This is a genomic window from Pseudonocardia parietis (assembly GCF_017876315.1).
GTDB classification, from domain to species: domain Bacteria; phylum Actinomycetota; class Actinomycetes; order Mycobacteriales; family Pseudonocardiaceae; genus Pseudonocardia; species Pseudonocardia parietis.
In genome coordinates, this window is the sequence record NZ_JAGINU010000001.1 from 3,277,063 (window position 1) to 3,290,038 (window position 12,976).

General features: G+C 73.6%; 8 protein-coding genes. 4 read left to right on the forward strand and 4 right to left on the reverse strand.

What is annotated here, in order from left to right; genetic code table 11:
- Positions 1–169 precede the first annotated feature (169 nt).
- Positions 170–2,935, reverse strand: coding sequence for an ATP-binding protein (locus tag JOF36_RS15565; protein WP_307862394.1), 2,766 nt, complete (start codon positions 2,933–2,935; stop codon positions 170–172).
- A gap of 201 nt (positions 2,936–3,136) precedes the next feature.
- On the opposite strand from JOF36_RS15565, the gene JOF36_RS15570 reads away from it, so the two are divergent.
- From JOF36_RS15570 to JOF36_RS15585, 4 genes are all read left to right on the forward strand, one after another.
- Positions 3,137–3,298 (forward strand): hypothetical protein, encoded by a 162-nt coding sequence (locus JOF36_RS15570; protein ID WP_210027568.1) that lies wholly within the window; start codon positions 3,137–3,139, stop codon positions 3,296–3,298.
- Between the two features lie 28 nt (positions 3,299–3,326).
- Positions 3,327–6,302 carry an AAA family ATPase gene (locus JOF36_RS15575; protein ID WP_210027570.1) on the forward strand — a complete coding sequence of 992 codons (2,976 nt, stop codon included), beginning with the start codon at positions 3,327–3,329 and terminating at the stop codon, positions 6,300–6,302.
- 212 nt (positions 6,303–6,514) lie between these two features.
- Positions 6,515–8,749, forward strand: coding sequence for an LLM class flavin-dependent oxidoreductase (locus tag JOF36_RS15580; protein ID WP_210027572.1), 2,235 nt, complete (start codon positions 6,515–6,517; stop codon positions 8,747–8,749).
- Positions 8,746–9,645 (forward strand): LLM class flavin-dependent oxidoreductase, encoded by a 900-nt coding sequence (locus JOF36_RS15585; RefSeq protein WP_210027573.1) that lies wholly within the window; start codon positions 8,746–8,748, stop codon positions 9,643–9,645. The genes JOF36_RS15580 and JOF36_RS15585 overlap by 4 nt, the downstream gene beginning before the upstream one ends.
- Before the next feature lie 39 nt (positions 9,646–9,684).
- Here JOF36_RS15585 and JOF36_RS15590 read toward each other — a convergent pair whose 3' ends face one another.
- The 3 genes from JOF36_RS15590 to JOF36_RS15600 form a co-directional block, all read right to left on the reverse strand.
- Complete coding sequence (locus JOF36_RS15590; protein ID WP_307862752.1) at positions 9,685–10,482, reverse strand: glutaminase; 798 nt, start codon at positions 10,480–10,482, stop codon at positions 9,685–9,687.
- A 74-nt stretch (positions 10,483–10,556) separates the two neighbouring features.
- Positions 10,557–12,290, reverse strand: a complete 1,734-nt coding sequence (locus tag JOF36_RS15595; RefSeq protein WP_245350850.1) for an IS1634 family transposase — start codon at positions 12,288–12,290, stop codon at positions 10,557–10,559.
- Between the two features lie 138 nt (positions 12,291–12,428).
- Positions 12,429–12,941, reverse strand: coding sequence for a glutaminase (locus JOF36_RS15600; RefSeq protein ID WP_210027575.1), 513 nt, complete (start codon positions 12,939–12,941; stop codon positions 12,429–12,431).
- Positions 12,942–12,976 lie beyond the last annotated feature (35 nt).

A 12,976-nucleotide genomic window follows, 5' to 3' on the forward strand; every position in this document is an offset into this window, starting at 1 on the left:
CTCCTGGGTGGTGACGATCGGGGCTCGGCCGCGACGACGTCCGGGCGGCCGACCGAAGTCTTGCCGCGCCCCGGCCTCACCGGATCGGTCGGTCGATCGGTCGACCCGCTACGGGCGGAATCCCCCGCGCACGACCAGCCCCCCCGCCGTCGGGGAAGCCGCAGAGCTGTCAGGGAAGCTGCAGGTCCCGCAGCTGCCGGCGGGAGCCGATGTCGAGCTTGCGGAAGATGCTGCGCAGGTGCGCCTCGATCGTGCGCGGACTGAGGAACAGCTGGGCGCCGACCTCGCGGGAGGTCGCCCCGGTGGCCACCAGCCGGGCGATCGTCAGCTCCTGCGCGGTGAGCGCATCCGAGGGCTGGGCGGATCGGCTGCGCGGGCGCTCGCCGGTGGCGCGTAGCTCGCGGGCGGCGCGCGCGGCGAACGCTTCCGCGCCCATGTCCGACAGCAGCTGGTGGGCGGTGCGGAGCTGCTGGCGGGCGGCCTGGCGGCGGCCCTGGCGGCGTAGCCACTCGCCGTAGACGAGATGAGCGCGGGCCAGCTGGGTGGCCATCCGGCATTCTCGGAGCCGCTCGATCGCCTCGCGGTAATGCTCCTCGGCGGCCGGGCCGGTGCTGGCCAACGCCCGTGAGCGCGCGGCCAGCCCGAGCCCCCACGGGGTGCCGCTGGCCAGCGCCCGTGAGCAGAGCTGGTCCAGCGCATCGGCCGCGCGCTCCGGTTGGCCGGTACGGCATGCCGCTTCGATGAGTTCGGAGTGGGCCAGGTTGCTGTGGGTCAGCTCGGCGGACTCGAAAGCCCGCGTCGCAGCGGCCTGAGCCGCTGGGTAGTCGCCCAGACCGTTGTGCAGCACCGCCATGGCGTACTGCGCCAACGAGTCCTCGGTGCCGCGCCCACGTCCGGCAGCTTCCCGGACCATGGTCGCGTGGATCTCTGTGCTCTCCTCCGGGCGGCCGCGCCAGGCGGCCAGGATGAGCTGACCATGGAGCAGGGGCGCCGTTCTGGTCGCGGCCGCGATCGCGGTCTGCTCGGCGGCCCGGGAGAACTCACCGGAGAGCACCAGCATGACGGACTGGACGAGGAGCGCGGCGGGGAGCGTGGCCAGCGCGCCGGCCTCACGGGCCAGCCGGACGTGACGAGCGGCCAGCGCGTGGACCATCTCGTCGTCGAAGACCGCCATCGCGGTTCGGCCGGCCAGCCACAGCCAGCGGCGGTCGTCGCTGTCGTTCTCGGCACGAGCGTCTCGCTCGTGGCGGGCGAAGGCGTCCAACGCGCGCCGCAGCCCGGGCACGCCTGCCGCGTAGCCCTGCATGAACGTGGTGACCAGCCCGTCGAGCAACAGGTCCGCCGGCCTCGGTGACTCCGGTGGTGCGGGTGCGGCCCGGGCGGCTTCGGCCACCGCTCGCACGCCGCCGCCGGGGCCGAGGCCGCCGGTGACGAGCGCCGCATCGAGCGCTTCCAGGTAGGTGTCGCGGGACAGCGCCGGGTCCAGCGGGGCGAGGCTCCTGGCGGCGTCCAGCAGCATCCGCGGTCCCTCACCGCCTCGCGCCAGGTGGAACGCGATCTGGGCGCCCAGCAGCTCGAGGCGGGCCTGCTGCAGATCGTCCAGCGGCCCGGTCGCCGCGACCGTCAGCAGTTCCAGGGCGGCCTCGGACGCACCGGCCCCGTGCTTGGCGTGCGCAGCCTCCAGGGCCCGTCCCGCCCGGACGGCCGGCTCGGGGGTCAGCTCGGCCGCGCGCTGGAGGAACGCCGCCGCGGCGGCCACTCCGCCACGGGCGCGGGCCCGACCGGCCGAACGCTCCAGCTCCGCGGCGGCCTCCTCGTCGGTGCCCACCACCGACTGCGCGCGGTGCCAGGCGCGCCGGTCGGGGTCGACCTGCGGGTCGGTGACACCGGCCAGTGCGCCGTGCGCTCGGCGCTGGTCGGGTGGTGTGGCCGCCCGATAGACCGCCGAGCGCACCAGCGGGTGCCGGAACCGCACCCGGGTGCCGAATTCCAGCAGCCCGGCGGCCTCCGCGGGCGCGGCCGCCTTACGGGCGATCTCCAGCTCTCCGGCCGCACGCCACAGCAGCGCCGCATCGCCGGTCGGCTCGGCCGCGGCGACCACCAGCAGCAGCTGCGTATCGGGCGGCAGGCTGCCCGCGCGGCGACGGAAACCGTCCTCGACCCGGCGCGGAACGCTCACCACCTCGGGCAGCTCGAACCCGCCCGCCGGCCGCACCGTCGGCGCACCCCGGGGTAGCTCCAGCAGCGCCAGCGGGTTGCCGCGCGCCTCGGCCACGATCCGGTCGCGCGCCATGTCGTCCAGCGGCGTGCGGACCGCGGTGGCCAGCAACGTCCGGGCGTCGGACTCCGCCAGCCCCTCCAGGTGCAGCTCCGGCAATCCGGTGAACGCCTCGACGTCGGTCGCACCGGAGTCGCGCAGCGCGAACACCATCACCACCCGCTCGGCCGCCACCCGCCGGGCCACGAACGCCAGGACCTGCGCGGACGCCTGGTCTAGCCACTGCGCATCATCCACCACACACAGCAACGGCCCGTCCTCGGCCACCTCGGCCAGCAGGCTCAGCACGGCCAGCCCGACCAGGAACCGGTCCGGCGCAGCACCCTCGCGCATCCCGAACGCCACCCCGAGGGCGGCCTGCTGGGGCTCGGGAAGCTCCGTCGCCCGCGCCAGCAACGGTGCACACAACTGGTGCAGGCCCGCGAACGCGAACGCCGCCTCCGCCTCCACCCCGGCCGCGTCCTCGACCCGGAACCCGGCCGCCACGGCCGACGCCCGGACGTGCTGCAGCACGGCGGTCTTGCCGATGCCGGCCTCACCGCGCACCACCAGTACGCCGCTGTCGCCCGCCTGGGTCCGGGCGAGCAGGCGTTCGACCACCTCGTGCTCGACGTGCCGGCCCATCAGCATCGGGCGGTCCTTCCTGGGCGTCGGCACGAGATCGATTAGGTGATTCTCACCGATGCGAACCCCGCGGGGGAGACCGGGTCTCCGGGAGGCCGGCCTTCCTGAGCCGCGCTCGGTGACGGGATCTGCGTGCTCGGTGACGGGATCAGGGACTTCCACCGACGCGGCCCGGGCGCCGTCCTCGGGAGTCTGAGACCCGACAGCAGAGCGACCGGAGAGAGAGCGACCGCCATGAGCAGCAGCGAGCCCGTCAACATCGTCGTGCGTACCGGCCGGGCCGGGCGGTACGCCGACCGGCGGATCACCCCGGAGATCCTGCAGTCGTGGCGCAGGCAGGCCCTGTGCACGGGGCTGTCGGAGGCCGACCGCCGGCGCCGGCCGGCGCACCCCTGACCCGCGCCGACACACGGAAGGAACAGCTGTGGCCTGGAGCGCCCCCGAAGTCGCCGATCTCGCCGGCACCACCGTGCGAGCGGTGCGGCACTATCACGACGTCGGCCTGCCGGCGGAGCCGCGACGCCGCACCAACGGGGCACCGGGCGACCAGCTGTTCCTGCCGGCCCGGCGCCTGCAACGGCGGCGACCAACAGCCTCGACAAGCTTCCCGGCCCGGACCGGCTGCGAGACCCAGGGGTGGGGCACGGAGCTGTTCGGGCGGGGCGTGGAGATCGCGGAGCTCGACAGGGTGCTGGCCCGCGCGGCCGCCGGCGCGGGGTCCGGGCTCGTGCTGTGGGGTGAGCCGGGCATCGGCAAGACGGCTCTGCTCGAGTACGCCGTCGACACCGCATCCGACGTCACGGTGCTGCGCTGCCGAGGCACCCGGATGGAGGCGGGGATCGCGTTCGCCGCCCTGCACGAGCTGCTCTGGCCGGTGATGGACCGGTTGGCCACGCTCGCCGCTCCGCAGGCCGCTGCGCTGCGCGGCGCGCTGGGGCTGAGCCGTGACGAGACCAACCGGTTCCTCGTCGGCGCGGCCGTGCTGTCGTTGGTCTGCGACATGGCCCGGGAACGCCCGGTGCTCGTCGTCGTGGACGACGCCCAGTGGGTGGACGAGGCGACGGCGCACTGCCTGGGGTTCCTCGCGCGCCGGATCGGTGCCGATCCGGTCGCGGTGCTCCTCACCGGCCACGAGGACCCGCATTCCGGGATGTGGGAGGGGCTCCCGGCACGAGAGGTCGTCGGTCTGGCCGAGGAGGACGCCCGCACACTCGTCGCCGCCGCGGTGCCCGGAGCGGCCGAGGACCTGGTCGACCGGACGGTCCGGGCGGCCGGCGGGAACCCGCTGGCGCTGCACGAGCTGCCCACGATCGACCACGAACCCGACACCGACCCGGTGCCCGGACGGCCCGGCGACCTGATGACGGTCGGGCCGCGGCTGCGGCGGGCGTTCGTCGCCCGGGCCGCGGCCATGACGCCCCCGGCCCGTGCGCTGCTGCTGCTGGCCGCCGCCGAGGAGCGGGGCGACCGGCACGTGGTGCACCGTGCGGGGGCCGGTTGGGGCGTGGACATGTCGACCTGGGACGAGCTCCTGCGCTCCGGTCTGGTCCGAGCTCCGGGGCCTCGGCTGGAGTTCCGGCACCCGTTGATCCCGGCGGCCGTCTACGACGGCACGCCCTTCGCCCAGCGGCAGGCCGCCCACCGCGCGCTGGCCGCCGCCCTGCCGAGCGACGCCACCGCGGAACGGGCCTGGCACCTGGCCACCGCGGCCGATACGGCCGACGAGGACGTCGCCGCGCTGCTCGAGCAGGCAGCGGAGCAGTCGCTGCGGCGCAGCGCCGGGCCGACGGCGGTCCGCACGCTGCGGCGGGCCGCCGAGCTGTCCCCGGACGAGGGCGACGCGGCGCGCCGGCTCGCGGCCGCCGCCCGTGCCGCATGGGCCGCGGGGGACTCCGGGGCGGCCCGGCGGCTGCTCGACGACGCCGAGCAGCTGGTCGGCGAGCGCCACGTCGCCCGCCTGAGCCGCGGGCTGCGCGGGTTCCTCGAGTTCGCCTACGGCGTGCCGGAGCGTGCCCATCACTACCTGACCTCGGACATGGCCGTCGTCGAGGATCTCCACGGGGTCATGGAAATGGGCTCGATGGCGGTCCGCTCCGCGTGGTCGGCCGGGCGGGACGACCTCCAGCAGGAGGCGCTGGAGCGGCTGGCGGCCGTGGACACCCGTGGCGATCCCACCCTGTCCGAGCTGGTGCCCCTGCTGTGTTCCTGGTGGACCTGCCACGACGCGACCGGCCCTGCCGCCCCGGTCGACCCGGCGACGGTCGGCGATCTCGCGGACCGGTTGGGGACGCGGGCGTGGGGCCTGCTGCCGCCGCTCTCGCTGTTGCAGTCCTGGGGTGTCGACGGCCCGCTGCACGACGTGCTGCGCATGCAGACCGCCGCGCTGCGGCGGCGCCAGGAGGTCATCGCGCCGGCGGCGTTGCTCGTCCAGACCGCGGTCCTCGACGTCACCGCGGGCAGGTGGGACGCCGCCGGGAACGCGGCCGTCGAGGCCTTGGAGCCTGCCGAGGAGGTCGGAACGGAGAATGTGGCCACCCAGTGCCGGCTCATCCTGGCGTCCCTGGCCGCCCCCCGCGGCGACGAGCACACCGTCGACGACCTCACCACCCGGGTACTCGCGGCCTCGGTCCCGCGCGGAGTGCGGGCGCTGAGTGCGAACGCGTACTGGCAGCGGGGCCGGGCGGCGCTGTTCGCCGGCCGCCCGCGGGAGGCGCTGGACCACCTCCTGCGCCTGTCCGAGCCGGGCCACGACGCGGCCCACCACACGTGCGCGCTCCTCGCCGCCGCGGACACCGTCGAGGCGGCGGTGCAGGTCGGCCGGCTCGACGTCGTCGAGCCGCAGATCGCGATGATCGACGGCTGGGTCCGGCGGACCGGCGCGAATTGGGCCCGTGCCGCGGCGCACCGGATCCGCGCGCTCGTCCGGAGTGGACCGGAGGCGGAGGAGTCCTACCGGGCTGCCCTCGAGGTGCCGGGCGCACCGGACGATCCGTTCGAGTACGCCCGTACCCGGTTGCTCCACGGGGAGTGGTTGCGGCGGGCGCGCCGCCGGGCCGAGGCCGGGCGCCACCTCACCGGGGCCGCCCAGGCCTTCGAGCGTCTCGGTGCCGAACCGCTGCGGGCGCGGGCACTGCGCGAGCTGGCCCTGAGCGAGGGCCCGCGCGTGCGCGGGGCGGCCGGACCGGCGGACGCGGCCGGGCTGACCGCGCAGGAGCTGCGGGTCGCGCAGCTGGCCGCGGACCGGCTCACCAACCGGGAGATCGCGGCGCAGTTGCTGATCAGCCCTCGCACGGTCGGTCACCACCTGGGCAACGTCTATCCCAAGCTGGGCATCACCTCCCGCACCGAGCTCGCCCGCATCGACTTCGCGGGCGACCTCCGGATCACGGTCGGTGGGTGACCCGGGCGATGACCGATCGGATGCCCGATCCGCCCGGGCCGGGGGGTCCGTAGCGTCACCGGCGACCCAATACCCGCCGCGCGGTGCCTCCCCGCCCGGACGACGAGAGTGTGGCCGCTGTGACAGACCCCCGTCATGCCCGCGGCCGGCCGCCTGCCGTGCCCGTGGCTACACCCGCCGGCCGGCGGACGAGCCGGCGGAGCGAGCAGCCGATGACGGCCCCGCACGGCCGGCCGCCCCGGCCGGACCATCGACACGCGGTGGAGTTCGGTGTCCGGCTGCCCGTCGGGCCCGATCCGGCGCCGACGGTCCGACTCGCCCGGGCGGCCGACGAGCTGGGGCTCGACCTCGTCGTCGTACCCGACCGGCCGGACCGCCCCGACGCGGAGGCGTGGACGCTGCTGTCCTGGATCGCCGCCGTCACCGGCACGGTCCGGCTCGGCACCGACGGGCACGACGGCACCGCGCGGAACCCGGCGGTGCTCGCCCGGGCGGCCGCCGGACTCGACCACCTCAGCGGCGGCCGGGTCGAGCTCGGGATCACGGTGGGGGAGCCCGGGCACGACGGCGACGAGACGATCGACGTGGTCGCCGAGCTGTGGAACGTCCTCGACCGCGGGCTCGCCCGCGTCGACGGTCCGCGGCACCGGCTCGCCGGGGCGCAGAAGGCGGCGCCCGCACACGACGTGCCGATCACGGTGAGCGGCCCGGACCCGCGCAACCCGGACCTGGCGCGGCTGGCCGGCACCCGCGCCGACGGCTGGTCGGTGCCCCTGACCAGCGCCGACGACCTCGCCGCGGGCCGGCTCCTCGTCGACGCGGCCGCCCGGGACGCCGGGCGCGACCCGCGCGAGATCCGCCGGTGGGTGACCGTTCCCGCCGCGAGCGGTGACGGCTGGGCGGCCGCGCTGCTGGAGCTCGTCGTCGAGCAGGGGGTGGGGACGATCGTGCTCGATCTCGCCACCGACGATCCCGCGACCCTGACCCGGTTCGCCCGCGAGATCGTCCCGGCGGTGCGGACGGGTGCCGATGCGGCGCTCCCGCACGGCGCGGCCGGGGTGCGCGTGCGCCGCTCGGCGGCGCACGCCCGGCGCAGACCCGGCATCGACTACGACGGAGTCCCTACCGGACTGGCCGAGGTCGTCGAACCCGGGGACCTCGCCTACGCGCGTCTGCGCGGGGGATACCTGCGTGGCGGTTCGCCGGGCATCATCCTGCAGGCCGCGACCGCCGAGCAGGTCGTGGACGCACTGGCGTTCGCCCGCCGGCACCCCGACCTGCCGCTGTCGCGGCGCAGCGCGGGGCACGGGCTGTCCGGGCGCTCCACCAACGACGGCGGCATCGTCGTCGACGTGTCGCCGATGAACACCATCGAGGTGCTCGACGAGACGTCCCGCCGGGTCCGGATCGGACCGGGAGCCCGCTGGACCGACGTCGCGAACGCTCTGGCCCCGTACGGCTGGGCGATCAGCTCGGGCGACTACGGCGGCGTCGGCGTCGGGGGACTGGCCACCGCCGGTGGCATCGGCTACCTGGCCCGCGGGCACGGGCTGACGATCGACCGGCTGCGTGCGGTGGAGCTGGTGCTCGCCGACGGCTCGGTCGTGCGGGCGAGCGACGCGGAGAACCCGGACCTGTTCTGGGCGGTCCGCGGAGCAGGGGCCAACTTCGGGATCGTGACGGCGTTCGAGTTCTCCGCCGACGAGGTCGGCCCGGTGGCGTGGGCCGCGCTCACCCAGGTCGTCCGGGACACGACGCACTACCTGGTCGAGTGGGGCCGGGTGGTCGAGGAGTCCCCGCGCGACCTCACCAGCTTCCTCATCGTGCCGCCGCCGCGCGGCAGGCAGCCGGCGGTGGCGCTCACCCGCACCGTCGTCGACTCACCGGACCCGGACACCGTGCTGGCCAGGCTGCAGCCACTGGCCGGGCTCGCCCCGATGTACGAGCAGCAGGTGGCCATCACGTCCTACGCCGACATCATGGCGAACGCGAGCGACGACGCACCGGTCTCGCGCGGCGAGCCGGTCTCCCGCAGCGGGCTCGTCCACCACCTCACACCCGAATTCGCGGCGACCGCGAGCCGGGTGCTCCGCAGCGGCGCCGTGCACTGGTTCCAGCTGCGCTCGGTGGGCGGTGCGGTCGCCGACGTCGCCCCGGACGCCACGGCCTACCCGCACCGGGCCCCGAACTTCTCGCTCGTCGTCATGGGCAACGATCCCGACGCCGTCGACGAGCAGTGGGCGTTGCTCGCGCCGTTCCTCGACGGGCTCTACCTCAGCTTCGAGACGAGCCTGGCGCCCGAGCGGATCGAGCAGGCCTGGCCGCCGCGGACCCTCGCCCGGCTGCGGGCACTCAAGGCCACCTACGACCCCGACGGCGTCTTCGACGACAACTTCTCGCTGTCCCCACCCACCTTCTCCCTCACCCCGGAAGCGAGTCCCCGATGACCGACTACGGCCACGAGCTGACCTTCGGCTGCTTCGTCACGCCGGTCGCCCAGCCCCCGATGCGTCCCGTCGAGCTCGCGCTCGTCGCCGAACGCGCCGGGCTGGACCTCGTCACCTACCAGGACCATCCGTACCAGGCGGCGTTCACCGACACCTGGACGCTCATGTCGTTCGTCGCCGCCCGCACCGAGCGGATCCGGATCTGCGGCAACGTGCTCAACCTGCCGTTGCGCCCGCCCGCGGTACTGGCCCGCGCCGCCGCGAGCCTGGATCTGCTCAGCGACGGCCGACTCGAGATGGGGCTCGGCGCCGGCGCGTTCTGGGACGCCGTCGCCGCGATGGGCGGACCCCGGCTCGAACCCGGCCAGGCCGTCCGCGCGACCGAGGAGGCCATCGCGATCATGCGGGGGATCTGGGCGGTCGACGAGCCCGGCCGGCTGCGCGTCGACGGCGAGTTCCACCGGGTCGACGGCGCGAAGCGCGGCCCCTCCCCGGCGCATCCGATCCCGATCCGGATCGGGGCGCTCAAACCCCGGATGCTGCGGCTGACCGGACGGCTCGCCGACGGGTGGCTGCCGTCGCTGATGTACCTGCCGGACGGGCCGGCGTCGCTGGCGGCGATGAACGCGCACATCGACGAGGGCGCCACCGGCGCGGGCCGCGACCCGGCCGCGGTCACCCGGTACCTCAACATCGCCGGGCAGTTCGCCGGCACCGGTGACGGGCTCTTCGACGGGCCACCGGAGCAGTGGGCCGAGCAGATCGCCGACATCGCCCTGACCCACGGGACCTCGGGCTTCGTCCTCGCCTCCGACGAGCCGGGCGCGCTCGAGCTGTTCGGCCGGGAGGTCGCCCCGCGAGCCCGCGAGCTCGTCGCCGCCGAGCGGAGGGGCTGAGCCGGGACCCCGCTTCCCCGGGAGCCGGAGGTTGTCGGATCAGCGTTCGGTGTGCACCACCGGGCGTCTGCCGTCACCGAGGTCGGGATCGGGAAGGACGCTGTCGGGGTCGACGAGTGTGGTGGTGTGGCCGTCGAGGGTCAGGCGGCGCAGTGCTTCGAGGACCATGCGACGGCCGACGTCGCTGAACCGGTCGACGCGTGTGAGGTCCAGCATCACCGTGGAGGTGCTGATCGCATCGCCGGACAGCCGATCGAGGATCGCTTCAGCACCGGGGAAGTGGACGACTCCCTGAATCTCGTAGACGGTGGTACCGCCCTCGACCGTGGCCCCGCGGACGGCGGTGATCCCGTGGGGTTCGGCCTCCATCAGGTGCATCCCCATGTCGCGGGAGAGGCGTTCGCAGATCGCGACTCCGCGCACGCTGTTCCCGTGCGTGTCCAGGCGGGGCGAGACCGTGCCCAGGCCGAGCTGGCCCGGTAGCGCTCCCAGCAGGCCGCCGGCCACGCCACTCTTGGCCGGAATGCCGACCCGGACCAGCCAGCCACCCGCGGCGTCGTACATACCGCAGCCGGCCATCACCGCCAGCGTCCGGCGCGCGACGGCGGCGGGAACGACCCGGTTCCCGGTGACGGGCTGGACGCCGGCGTTGGCCAGTGTCGCGCCCATGACGGCGAGGTCCCGGACGGTGACCCGCACCGCGCACTGTCGTGTGTAGCCGTCCACGACGGACTGCGCCGTGTCGGCGATGACACCGTAGTTGCGCAGCATGTGCACGATCGCGAGGTTGCGGTCGGCCTGCGTTCCGCAGCCGAGGTGAGCGTCTAGTACGCGGATTGCGGTCTTGACCTGCGGAAATGAGAGCGAGGACGCGCAGCGCGTGTGTTACTAGGCGGCGGCGTTGTGCCTGGTCAGCGACCTGCGGGGGTGATCTCGATGATCTTCTTGGGGAGGGAGAGGTCGAGTCGGGCGTAGAGGTCGGTCTGGGGCTTGGTGGGGTCGGTGCGCTGGCGGAATGTCCCGGTGGGGCCGGTGAAGGTGACGGCGTGGAGTCGGTCGAGGTCGCGGCGGATGTGGTGCCAGGTCTGGCCGGTGGTGGTCTCGGCGATGCGGATGAGCAGTAGCGCGAGCCAGCAGAGCATGACGTGGGCGCGGATGCGTTCTTCGAGGCGGTGATAGACCGGGCGCAGGTCGAGGATCTGTTTCATGTCGCGCCAGCCGCGTTCGACTTCGAGGAGTTGCTTGTAGCCCAGCGCGATATCGGTGGCGCTCAGGTGTGGGTCCGAGCAGCGCAGCAGGTACTTGCCGTCCAGGTTGGCCTCGGTCTTGATCTTCGCCTTGTCGATGCGCAGCAGCCCGCCGGGGGTGAGGCGCAGGTAGCGGTTCAGGCCGGGCTTGGTCGAGATCTTCCCGCGCAGCTCGCCGCGTTTCATCGTCGGGAGCTTGTCGGATCCGGCGATGAGCTCGTCGAGTTGGGCGACGAGCTGATCGCGGATGTGGGCGTCGCGCTCGGCGGCCTCGGGGTTGTGGCAGATGACGAACCGCTCGGTGTCGGAGACCTGCACTTCCTTGACCCGCATGTTCTCGCCGATGGTGGTGTAGCGGCCCTGCCGCGACAGGGCGGTCTTGATCTCCGGGCTGTCCGAGCGGAGCTTCTCGCCGATGATGTAGGTGTGCTCGCCGCGACGTAGGTAGCGGCGGTTGGCTTGTGAGGAGAAGCCGCGGTCGGCGACCCACACGATCTTGGACAGGGTCCAGTCCCGCATGTCGTCGCGGACCTGGCGGATCAGTTTCGAGTCGGCGGTGTTGCCCGGCCAGCACCACACCCGCACCGGGATCCCCTCGCGGGTCACCGCCATCCCGATCACGATCTGGGGCAGGTCGTCGCGGGAGTCCTTCGACTTGCCGTAAGTCCGGAACCCGGCCGCGCTCTGCTCGTCGTCGGTGCCGTCCTGACCGTCCTGACCGTCCTTGCCGTCCCGGCCGGCCACGACCTGCCCGTGTTCGTCGCGGTCCACCGGTGTGTCGGGATCCTCCAGCTCGAAGTAGGTGGAGGTGGTATCGAAGAACAGCAGGTCGACCTCGAGGTTGAGCAGGTTCGCGACCTGGGCAAACACCTCGCGCTCCAGGTGTTCGCGCACGTCGTGGAGCCAGTCCATCGCCCGGTAGCAGACATCGTCGGAGGTCTCGGGCAGGCCGTCGATGTGCACATCGTTCGAGATCCAGTCCGCGGCGGCCAGCTTCGACGACGGCGCCAGGGCCCGATTGGCGACCAGCCCGAACAGCACCCGCTCGAACGGCGCGCTGCCCCGCCGCTTGGCCAGCAACCTGTTGAGCACCGTGTCGATGCCCAGCCGGCGCCACAGCCCGTCGAGGACATCCGTGCCGCCCAGCGGGCGCGAGCCGAGCAAGCTCAGATCCGAACCGGCGGTGGCCTTGAGCGCCGCTGCCGGGTCGAGCAGCCGTGACAGCGACACGATCAGCCGCTCGATCGCCGCGGTGTCGACCTGATCGGTCCGCCCGAAGCTGTAGAGGATCTTGGTGCGAGCGGCGCGGGCGGCGGGGTCCCAGTCGTTGTGGACCAGTTGCAGGTAGGACACCCGGGTCCCGTTGCGGTTCTGCCGCTTCACCTCCCGCAAGAACATGTCCCAGAGCCTATCGACATCCAGCCACGTCAATCAACCTACACGGGACGATTCGTGTACTAGGCGTTCACGCGGTCGAACACTAGGCGCGGGCCGCTGACCTGCCCACACCGCCCAGACGTGTCCCAGGATCCACCATCAGCTGCGGAACGCAGGGTCGGCGGTCTCGATCTCGGAGCGGTAGACCTCCTCGTCCACGGTCAGGACGCGGCCGGCGAGCTCGGAGAGGAACTCGACGATGCGGGTCACCCGATCCTGGGGCCTCGCGTCGTCGCCGGCCAGGAGATGGTGGACCGCGAGCGCACCGGCATTGATCATCGGGTTCTTCGGGCGATGTGTGCCGCCTTCCAACGACAGTTCGTCGAACGCCTCACCGGAGGGTTCCACGCCCACGGTCGCATCGACGGCATCGACGCCGCGGTCGATCAGCGCCGCCGCGTAGGCGAACGGTTTCGAGATCGACTGGATGGAGAACTCGACCCGGTCGTCGCCCACCGAGTAGGTCCGCCCGTTCGGGATCGTCAACGCGACGCCCAGAACGTCCGGGTCGGCGTCGGCGAGCTGTGGGATGTAGTCGGCCACGGCGCCGGCCCGGTCGTCGCGCAGGCTGTCGAGAATCTCGTGCAGGTAGTCGGGAACAGGGTTTCGCACGCGCGTTCCGTTTCCGATCTCGTCGAACGGCGATA

Excerpts from the sequence above, each read along its gene's own strand:
- JOF36_RS15580 (WP_210027572.1), top strand. The coding sequence starts at position 6,515 with ATGACGGCCCCGCACGGCCGGCCGCCCCGGCCGGACCATCGACACGCG.
- JOF36_RS15570 (WP_210027568.1), top strand. The coding sequence starts at position 3,137 with ATGAGCAGCAGCGAGCCCGTCAACATCGTCGTGCGTACCGGCCGGGCC.
- JOF36_RS15585 (WP_210027573.1), top strand. The coding sequence starts at position 8,746 with ATGACCGACTACGGCCACGAGCTGACCTTCGGCTGCTTCGTCACGCCG.
- JOF36_RS15595 (WP_245350850.1), bottom strand. The coding sequence starts at position 12,290 with ATGTTCTTGCGGGAGGTGAAGCGGCAGAACCGCAACGGGACCCGGGTG.